A 16,233-nucleotide genomic window follows, 5' to 3' on the forward strand; every position below is an offset into this window, starting at 1 on the left:
GGACACAGACCCACCCGCCGAGCTCCAGGCCCTGATCGACGCGGTCACCACCGGACACGGAATTGACCTCTATCGCCGGATTTAACGAACTACCGGTACTTTTCCAGTCAGCAGAATCGGATCGACGGTTGGCTGGTCAACGTGGTGCCGTCCGGCGAGGACGGCGGCCACGGGGCTGACGGCGAGGAACCGGTCTTTGGTGTGAAGCCACGCCTCCATCGTCGCTGAGTGCGGCAGCCGCGCCGGTCGCGGCTTTTGGCAGCGGGCTGTCGAGCGCACGAACGGTGAAGGCGATCCGTCCGTCCTGCTTGCGGGTGCTCACCGCCTGACGGCGGGTGGTCGATGTGAGAGGACGATGGAGTCGAGGTGCGGCGCCCGGGTGCGCCGTAGCGCTGGGGAAGGTGTCGGTCACGGCCCCGGACACGCAGAGTGCGATGAGTGGAACAGTCCACTTCAGCGAGGCAGGCTTGTACCCATGCGGAGGCTCTTCTGCCTAGCCCCTCCGTCCGGAGCGGGCGGGCGTAGCCCAGCTCTTTTCCGAGTCACGCAGTGCGTGCCGTTCGTGATCATACTGCTCGGGCTGGGGATCGAGCTCTCGCCTGCGCACGATATCTACACCGGCCCTCTCCTCGTCGCGATGCCGGCCTTGGCTTCGCTGACGATGGGTCCGAAAGGCACCCTGGCGGCAGTGGCTGGAGCCCTGGCCGTCAGCCTGATCACCACCACCCTGCACGAGGCGTGGGGTGGCCTGTTGATCTACAGCAATCTCCTGGGCCTCCTCGTGGTGTCCGTGGCCAGTGTCATCACGAGTAAAGCTGTGCGCACGCGTAGGCAGAGCGAGCTCAACCAGGTTCGCCGGGTCGCCGTAGCAGCACAAAGAGTCCTGCTGCGGCCCGTACCGACCCGGCTGGGGCCACTACGGGCGGCCAGCATGTATCTCGCGGCCGAGACGGGAGCGCAGATCGGCGGCGATCTGTACGAGGCCATAGAGACCCGGTACGGGGTCCGGATGATCGTGGGCGACGTCCGCGGCAAAGGGCTGCCTGCTGTGAGTTTGGCTGTGGCCGTGCTGAACGCCTTCCGGGAGGCCGCGCACTATGAGGGCGACCTGGTGGAGGTGATGAACCACTGCGCGGCTGCGCTGGACCGGGAGCGAGCCGCGCCGGGCGCGGTCGACCAGGACGAGAGGGAAGACCAGGCGGAGGATTTCGTCACTGCACTCGTGGCCCAGGTGCCCGACGGCCTCGAGGTCCAGGTGGTCAATCGCGGACATCCGCCTCCGATGCGACTGCACCAGGGCAAGGTTCACGCCCTGATGCCCAGCTCACCGCTGCCACCCCTGGGCCTGGACGACTTCATCACCGGCCCTCCCGCCAAGGCGGAGAGCTATCCGCTTGCGCCCGGTGACCGTCTGCTGCTGCATACCGATGGCGTGATCGAAGCCCGCAATCCTGAGAGCGTTTTCTTCGCCTTGACCGAGGCCATGGAAGCGGTGCCCACCTGCACTCCGTCGCAGTTCCTGGAACGACTGCACCAGGCATTGATCCGTCACACCGGGGGCCACCTGGCGGACGATGCGGCGGTGATCGTCGTTGACCGGCTTGACGAAGAAGCGGGCGAACCATGACTCGGCGTAGCTGCTGTCCCCTGACGTGACAGACGAACTGTGCCTGGTCCTGTGCTCGCCGAGGCCGGTCTCGAACGTCAGATGGACCAACCCAGTTCCTCGCCCGGTTCGACGGATAGCCGGGCGTCATCGTCGTACCCAACCCGGAGGGCCCCGGCCGGGAACGGGCCATCACCGGGGCGTTGCGCGGCCGGCGTGCGGCGCAGGACGCCGACGAGTCACTGGCCGCCCTCATCGGTGTACGCGACGAACTCGCCACCGGCGATCCGCGCCCCCTCTACCTCGCCTGGCTCTCCGCGCTCGCTGCCTGGGAACTCGAAGACGACAACGAAGAGGAATATCAAGCCTGCCCGGAGCCGCCCGTCCCGGCCGGGCTCGGCGAACTGACCGCCCCGCAGAGCGCGCTCGCCAACTTCCTGCGCGTGGATGGCGATCTGCTGGCAGTCGCGGCTCAGGCCAGTCCCACCGCGCCCAAGAAGCCGACCAGGCCTACGAAGAAGGAACTCGCCCCGCTGATCGCCGCGCTGTCCCCGAAGGAGAAGGACGCTCTGCTGCTACGGCTCGCTCTCGGCGAGGAGCCCGGTTTGCGCGCTGGACTCCTGCACCGTCTGCAAGGCGGCGCCGGCGCTCCTGCTCAGGTCACCGGGCGCCGCTGCGCCGCCCAACTCCTGGACGCAGCCCATACCCTGCGCGCCGAAGGCAGGCGGCGCGCCGAACAAGAACGGGCCACCGCCCGTGCCCAGCGCCTGACCACCCTCGCGGGCGAGGCTGAATCCGCCTGGCAGCAGATCGAGACGCACATTGCTACCAAGAAGACCACCGCCTACGATCAGGCCGTCACGCTCCTCGCGGAATTGCGCGACGCGTACGCCCACACCGGAGGGCATGCCGACTTCCAGCAGCGCCTGACGCGCCTACGCGAGGGCAATCAACGCCGCCCTGGCCTCATCCACCGCCTCGATCGCCGCGACCTGCGATAGGTCCTCTTCCGGCACGGCCACTCCGGCGGGTGTCAATTGGCGATGGAGGCAGCTGCTCCGCGTCGGCGAGGGCCTGCTCGGGTACCTCGGTGGCATACATTCACGGGTGCCGACGACGCGGAATCCAGCCTTCGCGTGGAGAGCGAGGCTGGCGGTGTTCTCAGGGAAGATGCCGGACTGGACCGTCCAGATCCCGGCTGCGTCGGTGGAGGCCAGCAGCGCCTGCAGAAGTGCGAGGCCAACGCCGCGGCCGCGGGCGTCAGGGTGGACGTATACGGAGTGCTCGACCACGCCCGCGTACGCGCACCGGTCGGAGACCGGCACAACGGCGGCCCAACCCACGATCCGGTCCCCGGCATCGAGGGCGACCAGGCGGTGGCCGGGCAGCCGTGTGGTGTCGAACGACTCCCAGGTGGGGGCGGTGGTCTCGAAGGTGGCGTCGCCGCTGTCGATGCCGAGCTGATAGATGGCCAGCACCTGTTCGGCGTGCTCGGGGAGCATCAAGGCGATCCGCACCGTGGTGCTGGTCACGCGGTGGCCTCGACGCCCAGTTCGGTGAGCAGGCCGCGGATCAGTTGCTCGATCTGGTCGCGGATGGGGCGGACGGCGGCGACGCCTTGGCCGGCCGGGTCGTCCAGCTTCCAGTCGAGGTAGCGCTTGCCGGGGAAGTAGGGGCAGGCGTCGCCGCAGCCCATGGTGATGACCACGTCGGAGGCCAGCACGGCTTCGGTGGTGAGCACCTTTGGAGTCTCGGCGGTGATGTCGATCCCGGCTTCGTTCATGGCCTCGACCACGGCTGGATTCACGGTGTCGGCGGGGGCGGAGCCGGCTGAGCGGACCTGGACGCGGTCGCCGCCGAGGTGGGTGAGGAAGGCGGCGGCCATCTGGGATCGTCCGGCGTTGTGGACGCAGACGAACAGGACGGACGGGACGGTGGGCGTGCTCACGGGCGGGTTCCTTCGGCTGGGCGGGAGGAGCAGTTGATGGTCAGCGGCCGGTGGCGGCGGGGTGGTGCTCGCCGTGCGGGACGACGACGTCCTCCGCAACGGGTGCCGAGCGGCCGAACAGCGCGGTGACCAGGGCAACACCGATGACCAGACCGATGAGCTGGGCGGCGACGAACGCTGGGACCGAGCCGGGGGCGATGCCGGCGAAGGAGTCGGTGAAGGCCCGCCCGACGGTCACCGCCGGGTTGGCGAACGACGTACTCGATGTGAACCAGTAGGCGGCTCCGATGTAGGAGGCGACCGCGACGGGAGCGAGGTGCGCGCGCTCGGTGCGGGCCAGGCCGAAGATCAGCAGGATCAGGCCGGCAGTGGCCACGACCTCTCCCAGCCACAAGTGCGGGGCCGAGCGGTCGTGGCTGGACCAGCGCACCAGCGGTTCGGCGAACATCGCGTTGGCCAGCACGGCGCCGCCGATCGCCCCGGCGGTCTGCGCGGGCAGGTAGGCCGCGGCCTCGCGCAGGCTCGGCCCGTCGCCTCCGCGGCGGCCGGTCCACCAGGCGGCCAGCGTGACGGCAGGGTTGAAGTGGGCGCCGGAGACCGGGCCGAGCAGAGCGATCAGCACGCCGAGGCCGAAGACGGTGGCCAGGGAGTTGGCCAGCAGCTGCACGCCGACGTCCTGGGAGAGCTTGGTGGCCTGGATACCGGAGCCGACCACGACGGCAACCAGCGCGCCAGTCCCCACGAACTCGACCGCCGCGCGGCGGCCCAGTGGAGCTATCTCGGTCATGCCGTGGCCTCCACGGCCGCCGGGACCGTGCCGGTCGGGGCCTGGAGCAGTGAGGAGAGCTTGGCCAGGGCCGCGGGCAGCACCCAGTAGTAGACCCAGGTCCCGCGCCGTTCGGAGCCGACCAGGCCGGCCTCGCGCAGCACCTTCAGGTGGTGGGAGATGGTCGGCTGGGAGACGTCGAACGGTCCGGTCAGGTCACAGACGCAGGCCTCGCCGCCCTCGTGCGAGGCGATCAACGACAGCAGCCGCAGCCGGACCGGGTCCGACAGGGCCTTGAACATCCGCGCCAGATCGACCGCGGCCTCTTCGCCCAGCGGCTCGCGGACCATCGGCGAGCAGCACGCCACCGCGTCGTCCTGGCCGAGTACCACCAGGTCTGATTTCGACATGCGTCTATGTTGACGCCTATCTAATCCGGTGGCAACCTCAGCTATATCGATAGTCATCGATTCAGAGTCTCGGATCTGGGAGGTCCGTCATGCCCCGTGTTCAGCTCGCTCTGCGCGTCGCCGACCTGGAACGCTCGATCGTCTTCTACTCCAAGCTGTTCGGCACCGGGCCGGCCAAGCGCCGGCCGGGATACGCGAACTTCGCCATCGCCGAGCCCGCGCTCAAGCTCGTTCTCATCGAGGGCGAGCCCGGAGAGGACACCCGCCTGGACCACCTCGGCGTCGAGGTCGCCACCACCGAGGAGGTCACCGCCGCCACCGCCCGCCTGCAGGAAGCCGGGCTGGCGACCTTCGAGGAGAACGACACCTCCTGCTGCTACGCGCTCCAGGACAAGACGTGGGTGACCGGCCCCGGCAACGAGCCGTGGGAGGTCTACGTCGTCAAGGGCGACGCCAACACCCTCGACAAGGCCGCCGACGCGCCGGACGCCTGCTGCGGGACCACCGCGTGCTGCACCCCGGATGAGCAGGCAATCGACCCCGCTCAGAGCCCGGCCGAGGCGAAGGCCGCCGCCGGGTGCGCCTGCGGAAGCTGACCCGCCCCGCAACGGGCTCCCGCCGCCCGGCGGGGCTCACTCGGCCGCTGGTCGGCCGCCGCCCAGGCGCTCGCGGATGGCCCGCCGCTCGGCTTCCTCCCGCTCCAGCATTCGCCGGTGCGTGAGCGGGTCGCGGCGTGCCTCGATCGCCTCGCGCACGATCGCGGCCAGGATGTCCGGCGGCAAGGCCTCGGCCTGGGTGGTGGCGGTGCCGGAAAACGAGCGCCGGTCGGCCGCCTTGGGCGGGGCGGTCGGCAGGTTGTAGGTGGCGATCTGCTCGGGGGTGACCGCGAGCCGCTCGAACTCCACCTCGGCGCCCGCGGCTTCCGCGAACGCGATCACGTCCTCGGCGAGCGCGTTGAACAGGTGCTCGCCGCTCGGGTCGTAGTCATCGAGGTAGAAGACAACGGTTTTGAGGCCTCCTTCCCTCGCCCGCACGGCTGCGTCGTGCTTGCCGGCCAAGCCGTCGAAGCCGCCGCCGGAGAAGCAGGCGATGCCGAGCTCCTTCCCGATCCGTACCAGTTGGGGAACCATGCCGGCGGTCTGGCACCACAGCTCAAGCCGGACGGGCTGTTCAGCCTGACGGTCGACGCGGTAGTCGTCGACCGCGGTGTCCACGGCATGGCGTCCTTTCTCTCAAGGGAGCCGGTGACCTGGTGTTTCAGCCGGGAAGCGGGGGTGTGTCCCTGTCGCGGTTGAGCTGGGCCATGAGCTCGCGGTTGGCTGCGCGGGCTGGGGCGAGGTCCTCATCGCGTTCCTGGAGCGTGAGCTCCAGGTCGACGACCTGCTGTTCGAGGCTGGTGATCCGGGTCTTGAGCTGCTCGGTGTCGTCGGGGCCGCCGATGCCTGACTCGCGCCAGACCTGCTCTCCCAGTGCCTCGCTGAGGCGGGCTTCCAGACGCCGGACCTGGGCTGCGAGGCGGGCGGTGCGCGCGTCCGCGGCCGCCAGGTCGGTCTGGAGGGAGGCCCGGCTGACGGCCGGGCCGCGACCGCCGGGAACGGTGGGCGGCTCGGCGGCCTGGGCGTGGATCTGGCCGAGCAGGTCGCGGTGGCGGTAGAGGAAGGTGCGGTCGACGCCCGCGCGGCGGGCGATTGCCGCGACGCTGACGTCCGAGCCGTCCTTCGCGGCCCGGTCCAGGGCGGCGAGGACACGCTGGCGCCGTCGGCCGGTGTCGGCTCGGCGGCCTGCCAGCATCGCCTGGACGGCCGTGTCGGGTGCGGTCATGTGGGTCGCTCCGGTCGCAGGTCGGGCAGCGGCTGGCGAATGCGGGGCATGCCGAGGAATCCCAGCCGGGTCCTGCGGACGATCGCGGCGGCCTGCCGGATCTCGGCGCGCTCGTCGTCGGTGAGGGCGTCGACGTCCTCGGTGACGCGGCGGAGAAGGCGCCGGACACGGGTGATTTCCTCGTCGGACGGGGTGGCCTCGGCGCGGGCCCAGTCGTCGGCCTCGGTCATCGACCGCAGCTTCTCCCTCTACCTGAGCAGGCCGTCGAGGTGCGGTACCCGGTCAGTTCCTCCCCACGGGCCAGCTCCGGCAGGTCCCACGACTCCGCCACCTCGTACAACTGGGCCATCACAGCCGAAGGCACCGTCTTCGTCGTGATGCCGTGCAGCAGGAACTGCCGCACCCCCGTCAGGACGTTCTCGATCCGGGCCGGCTCGCGTACAGGCTCGGCTCCGGGCCCCGGGTACACCAGCCCGGCTCCCGACGGCCGGTCGATACCCGTGACCTCCTTCGAGCCGAACTTCAGCCACACGACGAACAGCCCCAACTCCTCGGCCGCCACCCGCCAGTCACGGCCGGTCTGTGAGCACCACCGCAGGAACAGCGCGACGTGCCCGGCGTACGTACGCGTCGTCAGCTCCGCCTGGTCCTTGCCGAACCGCACGTGACGCAAGAACGCGTCCGCCTCCGCGACCACAGCCAGGTCGTCGTCCAGCACCGTCCAGTACCGGACTCCGGACGGGAGTTGCACAGGAAAGGCCCTCAAGGGTCTCCTCCGATCTCATCTGCAACGTGTCGCAACGATCACGACAGCCCCAGAGATGCGAAGAAGAACCCCAGCTCACACGATCAGTGCAGCATCACACCACGCTCGCGGAAGCCCGGGAGAACGATGTAGAGGAGGACCGGCGGGGCGCCGATCGCGGGCGGTGCGCGCCCGAACGATGTCGACGTAGGGACTACGAGTGGAAGCCTCGTGTGACCAGCACCGGGATGCCGAGGGCGGCGAGCCAGTCGGTGAACATGCGGCTCAGGATGTCCTAATTGGCGTTGAAGAGGCGGTACGGAGCTCTGATGGGGGCTCGAGCCCCGTGACCCAGACGGGGGGCGGCGTACAGGACCAGACGTCGCTGCTCCGCCGTGCTGTCCAGGTTCAGGAGGCCGGTTCTTGGCGCGGGCCAGGTAAGTGTGGATGTGCCGGCAGTTGCCTTGGCCAGTCACATGCCGCCGAGCACCCGTCGGGTCTCGGCGGCGATCTGCTGCGTCTCGCCGGTTGCGACCACGAGGACCGGGACACCTCTCACCGCCTGATCGATGCGTCGGTGGCCTTCCCGCATCAAATCTTCCAGTTCGGGGACGAGCAGCCCGCCTCGTACACCGAGGACAGTCAGGGCCGAGCAGATCTCCTCGCGTACCTCGGGTTGGTCTTCGCCGATCTCCCCGGTGAAGACCAGGGCGTCCAGCCGGTCCAGTGAGGCGGCCATCGAGGCGATGCCCCTGCGGCAGCTGAGTGTGAACGTCGCCAGTGCCAACGCGGCCGCGGCATCACCCTCCGCGCGGGCGCGCACCAGGTCCCGGGTGTCTCCCGAGGTACCGGAGAGGCCGAGCAGACCGGAATGCCGGTGGAGTGTGTCATCCAATTCGTCCGTGCTCAGACCGTGCCGCCGCTGCAGCCACAGCAGCGCGCCGGGGTCGAGGTTGCCGCTACGCCGACTCATCACCAGGCCTTCCAGCGGAGTGAGGCCCATGGTGGTGTCCACGCTGCGTCCGTTCCGGACGGCGCAGGCCGAGCAGCCGCCGCCCATGTGCACGAGCACGACCTGGAGGTTGTCGACGGGTCGGCCCAGGGCCTGCGCCGTCCTCTGCAGTGCCCACGAGTAGGAAAGCCCGTGGAAGCCGTACCGGCGCAGCTCGTATTCGGCTCGCCATCGCTCCGGCACGGCGTACGTGCGCGCCTGGGCCGGCAAATCCTTGTGGAAGACAGTGTCGAAGCAGGCGATATGAGGAACGTCGGGCAGGAGTTCTCGTGCGGCATCGACCACATGCAAGGCAGGGGTCACGTGCAACGGCGCGAGATCGGCGACGTCCGCCAGCAGAGCCCGTACGCGTGCGTCGATCAGCGTATGTCCAGTCAGGTGCGGACCGCTGTGGACGATGCGGTGACCAACCGCCGCAGGAGCGGGCACCTCGCCGAGGAAGTTCCGCAGTTCCGCCGCCGCAGCAGGCCCCGGGGGCTCCGAGGCGTCTCGATCCGCCACCCGTTCACCGTCCGCCGCGAACAGAGCGATGTGAAGGCTCGAAGAGCCAGCATCGAGGACCAGTACGTGACCATCACGGCTCTCGTGGGAGCGGTCAGCACTCATCACACACCTCCAGTGCACTCGCGTCCTCCCGCACGGTGCGCCCGCCACGGAGTGCGACCTTGTGCTCAGAGTCGGCCTCGATGCGGACCGGGTTGTGCTCCGCCCGGCTCGGCAGGTCGGTGAAGAAGACGCTGATGTCCCTGTCGCCGTCCTCCAGACGGGTGCCGACGTTTCGGCCACGTCGGACACGTCTACCTGCTCGTTCGCCGCCAGGGGCGCCGTCGGTGTCCGTCTGCCAGCGGATGCCCCCGGCGGTGCGGTGGCGCGGTTCCTCCCGCAGGCCGGAGGCAAGGTCCCGGGCCGAATCGGAGGGCAGACCCCGGGTCGGCGCCCGGACGGGCCGCAGGTTCCTGCCGTTCGTGTCCGCGTCGGGCTGCCTCATAACCCTTGTCCTGCCGCCTGGTAGGCCACGGTGATGTCGCGCCTCGCCGCTTCCCCCAGGCTGCCACCCCAGGGAGGGACCCGCTCGTCCACCCATTGGGCAGCACGCCGCGCCTGCGGGACGGGGCACCCCTAGCATGCTGAATGTGCGACCCATTCTCCCGAAGATCGAGGGCGGCCGGGTGCAGGGCCTCCTACAGCTCATCGAGGACGGCATCCACCTCGTCGTCGCGGCGCTCCTCGTACTGCTCGCGGGGATCCTGACCGTCGGGGTCGTCCACGACGTCATCAGGTCGATCCAGGGGCCGTACCGCGAGGAAACGGTCGTTCTCTCCGCCCTGGACAGCAGCCTGGTGTTGTTCATCGTGGCCGAGCTCCTCCACACCGTCCGCCTCACCATCAGGAACCAGACCCTCGACGCGGAGCCTTTCCTCGTCGTCGGCCTGATTGCCGGCATCCGCAAGGTGCTCATCGTGACGGCCGAGGCGGAGAAGTCCTTCCGGTGGAACGTCGAGGGGATCGAACTTCTCATCCTGGCGGGGCTGATCCTCGTGATGGCGACAGCGGTGTACGTGTGGCGGCGCTCGACGCGGCCGCGGGACTACTTCCCGCTCCGGGAGGCGCGGCGCTCCCCGTCGCCGACGTCGTCACCCACCCCGGTGCGCGGCTCCTGATCCGTCGCCCTCCGCCGCGGCCGCCCGCACTCGCTGCTCCTCGCGAGCAGAGACGACGTCCCGTTCCAAGGGTGTGCGGCTCACGGCCGTCGCGAGGTCCTCCAAGGCTTGCTTCTGTAGTTCCGCCTCGCGCCGCACGACCGGGGTCCGGTCCCCGGCGGCGCCCTCCCACGTGTGGAGCGCCTCCTCCACGCGTCCCCAGTCCGGATTCCTGTGCTCGCGCACGTCGACTGCCGCCTTCGCGGTGTCCGCCTCCAGGGCCTCGGCGAACCGCTCCGCCTCGAGGACGACACGGCTGTCGGCCCGCGGGACGTGGCTCTCCATGAGCATCGCCGCGCGGCCGAACCTCTTGAGCGCCTCCTGCGCCTCCTGCGCCTCCTGCGCCTCCTGCGCCTCCTGCGCCTCCTGCGCCTCCTGCGCCTCGCGCGACGTGAGCCCCCTGGGGCGGACCGGTTCCTGCCTTGCCCGGTCGTATGCCTCCTGCCAGGCGGCACGTGCCTCCCTGCGCCAGCAGTGCCCTGCGCATGCCGGCGTGATGCTCCCGGGTCGGTTCGGCGTAGTCGCGGAGCACCGCGGCCGCGTAGCGGCCGTTGGCGGCGAGCCAGTCCGCAAGCCGGCCCGGCAGCCGGGGTGTCTCCCATGCGGGGAACACCACGCCAGCATTGCCAGGGCCCCGCCGAGCGGGGTGAGCACCACCCGCTCCGGGACCGTCTGCTCCCATGCCTGGCCGCCCATGCCGAGCAGGAAGACGACGGCCGAGGAAGGTGAAGCCAATCTCCAGCCTGCGATTCGGCAGATTAACCGCCATGAACCGGGTCGATCCGGCGATGCGCTCCGTAGCCAGATCGATGGTCGCGAAGGCGAGCTGATTGCCGACGGAATGAGCGGCGAGCGCGTCGTCGATGAATGCACCCGTCCCGGGGATGGGGGACGAGCGTCACATGCGGCTTCCACAACTCGCCGTCTCGGACAGCCTCGCACAGGCCATCGTGGTGCCCGTGTGTGAACGGTTCCAGCCGCACGTGTGTGCCCGCCAGCGCTATGGGTTCCGGTTCCATGCCCTACCCCCAGTGATCACCCGTACTGGGACGTTACCGGCGTGGGCGAACTGAGCGCCGCGTCGACCAGTACGCGGGCACAATGCGCGGGCGAGCATGCCTCAAGCGGATCACGGTTCAACCGGCGGCGGCCACCGCCTCGGCCACGCGCTCGCAGTCTCAACCGTGCAACAGCGCCCAGCCGCAACTCCACCGGTTTCCCGCCCACCTCAGGGAGTCCGATGGTGCACTCCTTGGCCGGAGAGCCGGTGACCGCGCCGACAACAGCGCCCTCGGTCTTGCGATTCTTTGTGCTTGCACCAACCGCGCACGGACGGCTCAGGGGCGCCCTCCAGCCTCCGCACCAGCGGTGCTGATCATGACCGGCTCTCGAGCGTTGTTCAGATACGGCGCACGATGCTCCCGAGTGACAGGATCGGTGCTATGGCCACCGAGACGGACTGGGCGTATCGGGTATTCGAGCCGCACGGCTCGGAGGGATGGCGTCCCTACGGCAGTGACCCCGAACGGTGGCAGGGCACGATCACCGCCGACGATTCGAGCGAGGGCCCCCAGTACGCCCTCTCCCTCGTCGTCGCCGACCTGATGACCGAGTGGAAGGCGCGCGGCTTCCACCGCGCGAAGCACGTGCGGGTCTGCCTCTGGCGCGACGAGGAGGGCGAGGCGGAGGACGCCGACGCCATCGTGGAGGTCCGGCCGAACTTCGCCGCCGAGTGATGCCGTCACCCGCCGCATCGTCATCTGCAACCACAAGGGCGGCGTGAGCTTGTTTGGGCCCTCGGCCATCGTCGAGCCGGTGCATACCGATCCTGCGCCAGGCGTGTCGGAGGGCTCCGGCGTGCCCGCTCGCTAGGAGAGCATCTCTATCGACGTGGAACCGCAGCGAGCGCGGAGGCAAGAAACTGGGGCTGAGGCTGTGGCTGCGTTATGGCGTCACGGTGCGGCCATGGTTGCCGCTGCCCTTTCAGGAGCGCGTTCCGTCGACGCCGACGGTGCCTGGCACAGGTCCCTGCGCAACCCATTCTGGAAGCTGCCGTCCTGGGTGTTCAGTGTCGTCTGGACACCGTTGCACGCGACGATCGCCTACGCCGACGACGAACCGCTGGGCGCCGCCTCTGACCGCAGCCGACGCACGCCCCTGGCAGCAAGACTTGTCTTCAACCTCACGCTCAACACCCGTTGCACCTAGATGCACTTCGGCCTGCGCAACCTCAAGACCAGCCTGGCTGGCATCCTGCCATCTCAGTACCGGAGAACTCATCCACCGCACCGCACGAACCGACCGAACATCGACCCGCGCCCTGCTGCAGTCTGCAGCATGGTGCGTCCGCGCCACGGCCCTGAACGGCTCGATCGCCCGACACAACCGGAGTGCTCCCTGATGGCACAACTCGCTGCGCCCAATTGGTACTGAGCGTCGCCGTCAGCCCACGTTGTATCTGCTGTTTCGGGGCAGACGGACAGAGACGGCGACGATGGTTGTCTGAAGGAGAGACAATGACACAAGATGCAACGCTGAGAGCTGTGGGATGGGCGCGTTCGCTGCCGATCAGCAGCGGCGTGAAGGCAGCCAGAGACTGGACGCGTGAACATCTCGCAACGCTCGGGTGGACACGGACAGCGCCGGATGAGGTGGACTCGGTTGTGCTGGCCGTGTCCGAGCTGGTCACCAATGCCCATGTACATGGCCACAGCGCGGCCCAGTTGATACTCACCTGGGACGAGGAGTGCCTGCATGTCACCGTGCACGATGCCTCGACTCGGCTACCCGAGCAGCGCCGGCCTGGTGAGGGAGCCTCCGGGGGACGCGGGCTGCTCCTGGTGGATGCCCTGGCCGATGACTGGCAGGCTTACCGTTGCCCGCGCGGAAAAGACGTCACCGCCTGCTTTCGGCCCCCGCACCCGCCCGACCCGAAATGAGCGCCGACGGGTGAGGTCGGGGGCGGGGACGTAGCGGGAAGCACCGCGCCTTCACAGTCGTGCGCACAACCCCAGCACTACGGCGCCGGCTCCAACACAAGTAGCGGGCCAAGACGGTGGATGATCCGGCAGACGTGGCGGGTGAGCAGCCGAAGAGTGGGGCGAGCTGCCGCATCGTGAGCCGAACAGACACACTGACGACTCCCAGGGGTGTCCGAAGCTGCCAAGCCGGAAGTCCCCCGAGAGGTAGATGTAGTAATCGCTGTCGGGGTTGGGACTCAGCGGCCATGGTTCCTCTCCATGCCCGCCGAGGCGATGCGGAGCAAGGGAGTAAAAGATGTGCTGCCAGGCGAGCGCGAACAACCTGGCCTCCGGCTCGACGCACGCAGTCAGCCCCTGCTCGACAACCGTGACAAAGCGGTCTGGACGCGTATAGCTTGGATCCTCGTCCAGTGACGCCGGACTTCATGTGACGGAGTCAGCTGGCTCCTTGATGGCAGGCCACTTGGCCGGGTTCACGCTCGGACTGAATGCGAACTCCGCGTTGAAGCGGTCCCCGACGCTTCGGTACTCGGCCTCCGCCAGCTCGGTTACAGGCTCGCTCGTCATCCGCACGGACTATCGAGCCAGTCCAGCGTGCTCCCTTCGACGCGTATCCATCAGGAGATCGCTGACAGAACCGCTCGTTCGGGGTCGACGCGCAGTGCAAAGGGGGACTCCCCCCGCGTGTGCGGGGACGATCTGAGGAAGAGGCCATGGCGCGTGTGCGCGAACTGCCCCCGCGTGCGCGGGGATGACGGTATAGGAAAGCCCCTCGCGGTGCTTTGCGGGGCCTACCCCCGCGCATGCGGGGGCGACGCGAAGCCCACGGCGGCATCGGCCTTGTCCCAGGAACTACCCCCGCGCACGTGGGGGTAGCTTGTTCGCACCGCGAGCTGCTGTCCCAGACCCGGGAAGAGCTGGAGGCGGTCCGCGACTCCGGCCGCTAGTCCTCACACAAGTAGACGCCGAACCAGTCGCTCACTCCAGTGCTGGTTTCGAGGCCGCTGGCGTTGGCGAGAACGACCTCGGGGCTGCCCAGAAGGCCTGCGCCCGCCACGCCGACGATGCGGCGTGATGGCGCTCTTCTGCGCGAACGACCTGCAGTCCGTGGTTGGCGCCGTCTCACCCCGGCTGGTCTGGGAGGGCGCCACGATGCCCGCGGCTGTGCGCATCGGCTGCAGGGGCCGGTCAGGGAGCTGAGGCCTGCTGATGGGTCCGACCCTTCGGGCCTCGCTCGTGCAGTAGTCGTGCGGTCTGCTCGGACACCGGTGTGGCCAGTAGTGCGGTAACCAGGTCGACCAGCCTGCTGGTGAACAGCCGGTCGTCCCTGCGGGGGCGGGCGGCGGCACGGGCGGCGAGTTCGGCGTGGCAGAAGCGCATGGCGGTGAAGCGGGTGTGGAGCACCGTGGTCGACTCGGTAGCCAGCAAAGGCTCCACCAGGCGCCGCCACGCGAAGATGCTCGACCCCTTCGTCACGACGACCTCGACCAGGGGTTCTGGCCGGTTGAGCAGTTCGGCCACGATCTGCAGGAACTCGCGGCCGCCGTCGGGATCAGCGAGTTTCGCGGCAGCCGGCAGTACCAGGGCGGCGGCGAGGGAGCGAAGATCGGCGGTCCCGCTGTCCTCGTACTGCTGCAGCAGCACCTCCCGGCGGGCATCCACTGCAGGGAGGTGTTTGTCGAGTATGGCCCGCAGCAGACCCGCCCGGTCGCCGAAGTGGTACTGGAGGGCCATCGCGTTGCGCTGGCCGGCGGCCCGCTTGATCTCGCTGAGCGACACGCCGTCGATCCCTTTCGCCGCGAACAACTGCTCGGCGGCCCGGATGAGTTTGCCGCGGGTGTCACGGGGCGCCCGGCTCCGAGTCGGCGCGGCCTGTTCGGGCATCTCCTGGGCTGTCACGCGGCCCATGGTAGCCTCTCATGCCAAAATGATACGGTTGCATTAAATATTGATCCAAGCATCTGGGGCGCGACGGAGACTGGTCCATGTCCTGGGGCTTCGAGCCGATCCCCATGCTCTGTACCTCTCCACGTCGCGTCCCCGGATGCACCGGCGCCGCCCCGCGCCCGGACGGAGGAATCCCATGAAGGCATTGACCTACGAGGGCCGCCACGACATCCGCTTCGGAGACGTCCCCGACCCGGCGGTCACCAGCCCCACCGACGCGGTCGTCCAGGTCACCACGGCCGGCATCTGCGGTAGCGACCTGCACATCTACGGCGGCAACGGCTTCAGCCCGGAGACGGGCTACACCCCGGGACACGAGTGCGTCGGGGTGGTCGTCGAGACCGGCAACCAGGTCACCCGCTTCAAGCCCGGCGACCGAGTCCTGGTTCCCGCCTCGGTCGGCTGCACCCTGTGCAGAACCTGCGCGGCCGGGCTCACGGCCCGGTGCGAGCGCGCCCAGTCCCCAACGGACCTCTGCTACGGAGTGAGCCCGCAGCTTCCGGGCAGCCAGGCCCAGGCCCTGGCTGTGCCACACGCCGACGTCAACCTGGTGCACCTGCCCGAAGGAGTCTCCGACGAGGCCGCCGTGGTCCTTACTGACAACGCTCCTACGGCCTGGTACGGCTGCCGCCGCGCCCGTATCCAGCCCGGCGAAACGGTCCTGGTCATCGGCCTCGGCCCGGTCGGCCTCATGGCCGCACAATCCGCCTTCGCCATGGGCGCCGCCCGTGTGCTGGGCGCGGACCTGGTGGCGGAGCGCCGCGCCTTTGCCGCCACCCTGGGCGTGGAGCCGGTCGAGGGCGAGGACGCACGGACGGCCATACGGGAGATGACCGCAGGACGCGGACCGCACGCCGTGATAGAAGCCGTGGGCTCGGACGCCACCATCGAACTCGCCCTCAAAGCCGTCCGGCAGGCTGGCCGAGTCAGCGTCATCGGGGTCAGCCACAACAAGGCCTTCCCCTTCCACATGGGACTGGCTCAGGTCAAGGAGCTGGAGTTCGCCATCGGACTGTGCTCGATCCATTACGAGCTCCCTGCCCTGATCGCCCTCACCCAGGCCCGGCGGATCACACCCGAGGTCGTGGTCTCCCACCGCTATGCCCTCTCCGAGGGCCCCGCAGCGTACGAACTGTTCAACAGCCGCGCCGACGGTGTCCGCAAGATCCTTCTCAACCCTGCCCGTTGACCCGTCTTGGTGCTGCTGCCGCTTCACGCCTTCCGCGCGGCGGCAGCACGAACCCCCGACCGACCGTCACACGCCGGGAAGCGTTGAAGATCCGCGCCAACCTGCGCC

General features: G+C 69.1%; 19 protein-coding genes and 2 pseudogenes. 8 read left to right on the top strand and 13 right to left on the bottom strand.

Annotated features, from left to right (window positions below):
- Positions 1 to 562: 562 nt before the first annotated feature.
- Together ACWGKT_RS19345 and ACWGKT_RS19350 are read left to right on the top strand one after the other, a co-directional pair.
- Positions 563 to 1,627 (top strand): PP2C family protein-serine/threonine phosphatase, encoded by a 1,065-nt coding sequence (locus ACWGKT_RS19345; protein ID WP_453274617.1) that lies wholly within the window; start codon positions 563 to 565, stop codon positions 1,625 to 1,627.
- Between the two features lie 182 nt (positions 1,628 to 1,809).
- Positions 1,810 to 2,607: a hypothetical protein gene (locus ACWGKT_RS19350; protein ID WP_453274618.1), complete on the top strand. Its 798-nt coding sequence runs from the start codon at positions 1,810 to 1,812 to the stop codon at positions 2,605 to 2,607.
- Here the strand turns inward: ACWGKT_RS19350 and ACWGKT_RS19355 are convergent.
- From ACWGKT_RS19355 to ACWGKT_RS19370, 4 genes are read right to left on the bottom strand one after another with little or no spacing between them, the layout of a single operon-like run.
- A complete protein-coding gene (locus tag ACWGKT_RS19355) occupies positions 2,542 to 3,108 on the bottom strand; it encodes an N-acetyltransferase family protein (protein ID WP_453274758.1) in 567 nt (188 codons plus the stop codon). The genes ACWGKT_RS19350 and ACWGKT_RS19355 overlap by 66 nt on opposite strands.
- Positions 3,109 to 3,134: 26 nt before the next feature.
- Positions 3,135 to 3,554, bottom strand: a complete 420-nt coding sequence (locus ACWGKT_RS19360; protein WP_453274619.1) for an arsenate reductase ArsC — start codon at positions 3,552 to 3,554, stop codon at positions 3,135 to 3,137.
- Positions 3,555 to 3,594: 40 nt separating this feature from the next.
- Complete coding sequence (locus ACWGKT_RS19365; protein ID WP_453274620.1) at positions 3,595 to 4,341, bottom strand: aquaporin; 747 nt, start codon at positions 4,339 to 4,341, stop codon at positions 3,595 to 3,597.
- The gene (locus ACWGKT_RS19370; RefSeq protein WP_453274621.1) at positions 4,338 to 4,730 is read right to left on the bottom strand and encodes an ArsR/SmtB family transcription factor; all 393 of its coding nucleotides are present in this window, start codon (positions 4,728 to 4,730) and stop codon (positions 4,338 to 4,340) included. The genes ACWGKT_RS19365 and ACWGKT_RS19370 overlap by 4 nt, the downstream gene beginning before the upstream one ends.
- Before the next feature lie 89 nt (positions 4,731 to 4,819).
- Here ACWGKT_RS19370 and ACWGKT_RS19375 point away from each other — a divergent pair, with 89 nt between their 5' ends.
- Positions 4,820 to 5,326 carry an ArsI/CadI family heavy metal resistance metalloenzyme gene (locus tag ACWGKT_RS19375; protein ID WP_453274622.1) on the top strand — a complete coding sequence of 169 codons (507 nt, stop codon included), beginning with the start codon at positions 4,820 to 4,822 and terminating at the stop codon, positions 5,324 to 5,326.
- A 36-nt stretch (positions 5,327 to 5,362) separates the two neighbouring features.
- Here ACWGKT_RS19375 and ACWGKT_RS19380 read toward each other — a convergent pair whose 3' ends face one another.
- The 6 genes from ACWGKT_RS19380 to ACWGKT_RS19405 all read right to left on the bottom strand — a co-directional run bounded on the left by ACWGKT_RS19380 (position 5,363) and on the right by ACWGKT_RS19405 (position 9,296).
- Entirely contained in the window at positions 5,363 to 5,944 is a 582-nt protein-coding gene (locus ACWGKT_RS19380; protein ID WP_453274623.1) for a hypothetical protein, read from the bottom strand.
- Positions 5,945 to 5,987: 43 nt separating this feature from the next.
- Positions 5,988 to 6,551: a hypothetical protein gene (locus ACWGKT_RS19385; protein ID WP_453274624.1), complete on the bottom strand. Its 564-nt coding sequence runs from the start codon at positions 6,549 to 6,551 to the stop codon at positions 5,988 to 5,990.
- Complete coding sequence (locus tag ACWGKT_RS19390; protein ID WP_453274625.1) at positions 6,548 to 6,781, bottom strand: hypothetical protein; 234 nt, start codon at positions 6,779 to 6,781, stop codon at positions 6,548 to 6,550. Before ACWGKT_RS19390 ends, ACWGKT_RS19385 begins: the two co-directional genes overlap by 4 nt.
- Positions 6,778 to 7,317 (bottom strand): hypothetical protein, encoded by a 540-nt coding sequence (locus tag ACWGKT_RS19395; protein WP_453274626.1) that lies wholly within the window; start codon positions 7,315 to 7,317, stop codon positions 6,778 to 6,780. Before ACWGKT_RS19395 ends, ACWGKT_RS19390 begins: the two co-directional genes overlap by 4 nt.
- A gap of 451 nt (positions 7,318 to 7,768) precedes the next feature.
- Complete coding sequence (locus ACWGKT_RS19400) at positions 7,769 to 8,809, bottom strand: acetate/propionate family kinase (RefSeq protein WP_453274627.1); 1,041 nt, start codon at positions 8,807 to 8,809, stop codon at positions 7,769 to 7,771.
- A gap of 94 nt (positions 8,810 to 8,903) precedes the next feature.
- The gene (locus ACWGKT_RS19405) at positions 8,904 to 9,296 is read right to left on the bottom strand and encodes a hypothetical protein (RefSeq protein ID WP_453274628.1); all 393 of its coding nucleotides are present in this window, start codon (positions 9,294 to 9,296) and stop codon (positions 8,904 to 8,906) included.
- A gap of 136 nt (positions 9,297 to 9,432) precedes the next feature.
- Here ACWGKT_RS19405 and ACWGKT_RS19410 point away from each other — a divergent pair, with 136 nt between their 5' ends.
- Positions 9,433 to 9,969 (top strand): phosphate-starvation-inducible PsiE family protein, encoded by a 537-nt coding sequence (locus ACWGKT_RS19410; protein WP_356158296.1) that lies wholly within the window; start codon positions 9,433 to 9,435, stop codon positions 9,967 to 9,969.
- Here ACWGKT_RS19410 and ACWGKT_RS19415 read toward each other — a convergent pair.
- A pseudogene (locus ACWGKT_RS19415) lies at positions 9,943 to 10,722 on the bottom strand (FUSC family protein); the annotation flags it as partial. The gene ACWGKT_RS19410 and the pseudogene ACWGKT_RS19415 sit on opposite strands and share 27 nt — an antisense overlap.
- A 728-nt stretch (positions 10,723 to 11,450) precedes the next feature.
- Between ACWGKT_RS19415 and ACWGKT_RS19420 the strand changes: the two are divergent.
- The 3 genes from ACWGKT_RS19420 to ACWGKT_RS19430 all read left to right on the top strand — a co-directional run bounded on the left by ACWGKT_RS19420 (position 11,451) and on the right by ACWGKT_RS19430 (position 12,947).
- Positions 11,451 to 11,744, top strand: coding sequence for a hypothetical protein (locus ACWGKT_RS19420; protein WP_356149549.1), 294 nt, complete (start codon positions 11,451 to 11,453; stop codon positions 11,742 to 11,744).
- A gap of 229 nt (positions 11,745 to 11,973) precedes the next feature.
- Complete coding sequence (locus tag ACWGKT_RS19425; protein ID WP_453274629.1) at positions 11,974 to 12,216, top strand: tryptophan-rich sensory protein; 243 nt, start codon at positions 11,974 to 11,976, stop codon at positions 12,214 to 12,216.
- A gap of 308 nt (positions 12,217 to 12,524) precedes the next feature.
- Entirely contained in the window at positions 12,525 to 12,947 is a 423-nt protein-coding gene (locus tag ACWGKT_RS19430; protein WP_453274630.1) for an ATP-binding protein, read from the top strand.
- Between the two features lie 51 nt (positions 12,948 to 12,998).
- Here the strand turns inward: ACWGKT_RS19430 and ACWGKT_RS19435 are convergent.
- A pseudogene (locus ACWGKT_RS19435) lies at positions 12,999 to 13,556 on the bottom strand (DUF2716 domain-containing protein).
- 621 nt (positions 13,557 to 14,177) lie between these two features.
- Positions 14,178 to 14,888, bottom strand: coding sequence for a TetR/AcrR family transcriptional regulator (locus ACWGKT_RS19440; RefSeq protein WP_356149555.1), 711 nt, complete (start codon positions 14,886 to 14,888; stop codon positions 14,178 to 14,180).
- A 184-nt stretch (positions 14,889 to 15,072) separates the two neighbouring features.
- Here ACWGKT_RS19440 and ACWGKT_RS19445 point away from each other — a divergent pair, with 184 nt between their 5' ends.
- Positions 15,073 to 16,125 carry an alcohol dehydrogenase catalytic domain-containing protein gene (locus ACWGKT_RS19445; protein WP_453274631.1) on the top strand — a complete coding sequence of 351 codons (1,053 nt, stop codon included), beginning with the start codon at positions 15,073 to 15,075 and terminating at the stop codon, positions 16,123 to 16,125.
- The last annotated feature ends 108 nt before the right edge of the window (positions 16,126 to 16,233 follow it).

The sequence above is a fragment of the Streptomyces sp. NPDC054794 genome (assembly GCF_053611585.1).

What these genes read in the sequence shown, in the direction of transcription:
- ACWGKT_RS19385 (WP_453274624.1), bottom strand. Translation starts at nt 6,551, where the DNA reads ATGACCGCACCCGACACGGCCGTCCAGGCGATGCTGGCAGGCCGCCGA.
- ACWGKT_RS19390 (WP_453274625.1), bottom strand. Translation starts at nt 6,781, where the DNA reads ATGACCGAGGCCGACGACTGGGCCCGCGCCGAGGCCACCCCGTCCGAC.
- ACWGKT_RS19420 (WP_356149549.1), top strand. Translation starts at nt 11,451, where the DNA reads ATGGCCACCGAGACGGACTGGGCGTATCGGGTATTCGAGCCGCACGGC.
- ACWGKT_RS19370 (WP_453274621.1), bottom strand. Translation starts at nt 4,730, where the DNA reads ATGTCGAAATCAGACCTGGTGGTACTCGGCCAGGACGACGCGGTGGCG.
- ACWGKT_RS19355 (WP_453274758.1), bottom strand. Translation starts at nt 3,108, where the DNA reads ATGCTCCCCGAGCACGCCGAACAGGTGCTGGCCATCTATCAGCTCGGC.
- ACWGKT_RS19365 (WP_453274620.1), bottom strand. Translation starts at nt 4,341, where the DNA reads ATGACCGAGATAGCTCCACTGGGCCGCCGCGCGGCGGTCGAGTTCGTG.
- ACWGKT_RS19425 (WP_453274629.1), top strand. Translation starts at nt 11,974, where the DNA reads ATGGTTGCCGCTGCCCTTTCAGGAGCGCGTTCCGTCGACGCCGACGGT.
- ACWGKT_RS19410 (WP_356158296.1), top strand. Translation starts at nt 9,433, where the DNA reads ATGCTGAATGTGCGACCCATTCTCCCGAAGATCGAGGGCGGCCGGGTG.
- ACWGKT_RS19405 (WP_453274628.1), bottom strand. Translation starts at nt 9,296, where the DNA reads ATGAGGCAGCCCGACGCGGACACGAACGGCAGGAACCTGCGGCCCGTC.
- ACWGKT_RS19430 (WP_453274630.1), top strand. Translation starts at nt 12,525, where the DNA reads ATGACACAAGATGCAACGCTGAGAGCTGTGGGATGGGCGCGTTCGCTG.
- ACWGKT_RS19445 (WP_453274631.1), top strand. Translation starts at nt 15,073, where the DNA reads ATGAAGGCATTGACCTACGAGGGCCGCCACGACATCCGCTTCGGAGAC.
- ACWGKT_RS19375 (WP_453274622.1), top strand. Translation starts at nt 4,820, where the DNA reads ATGCCCCGTGTTCAGCTCGCTCTGCGCGTCGCCGACCTGGAACGCTCG.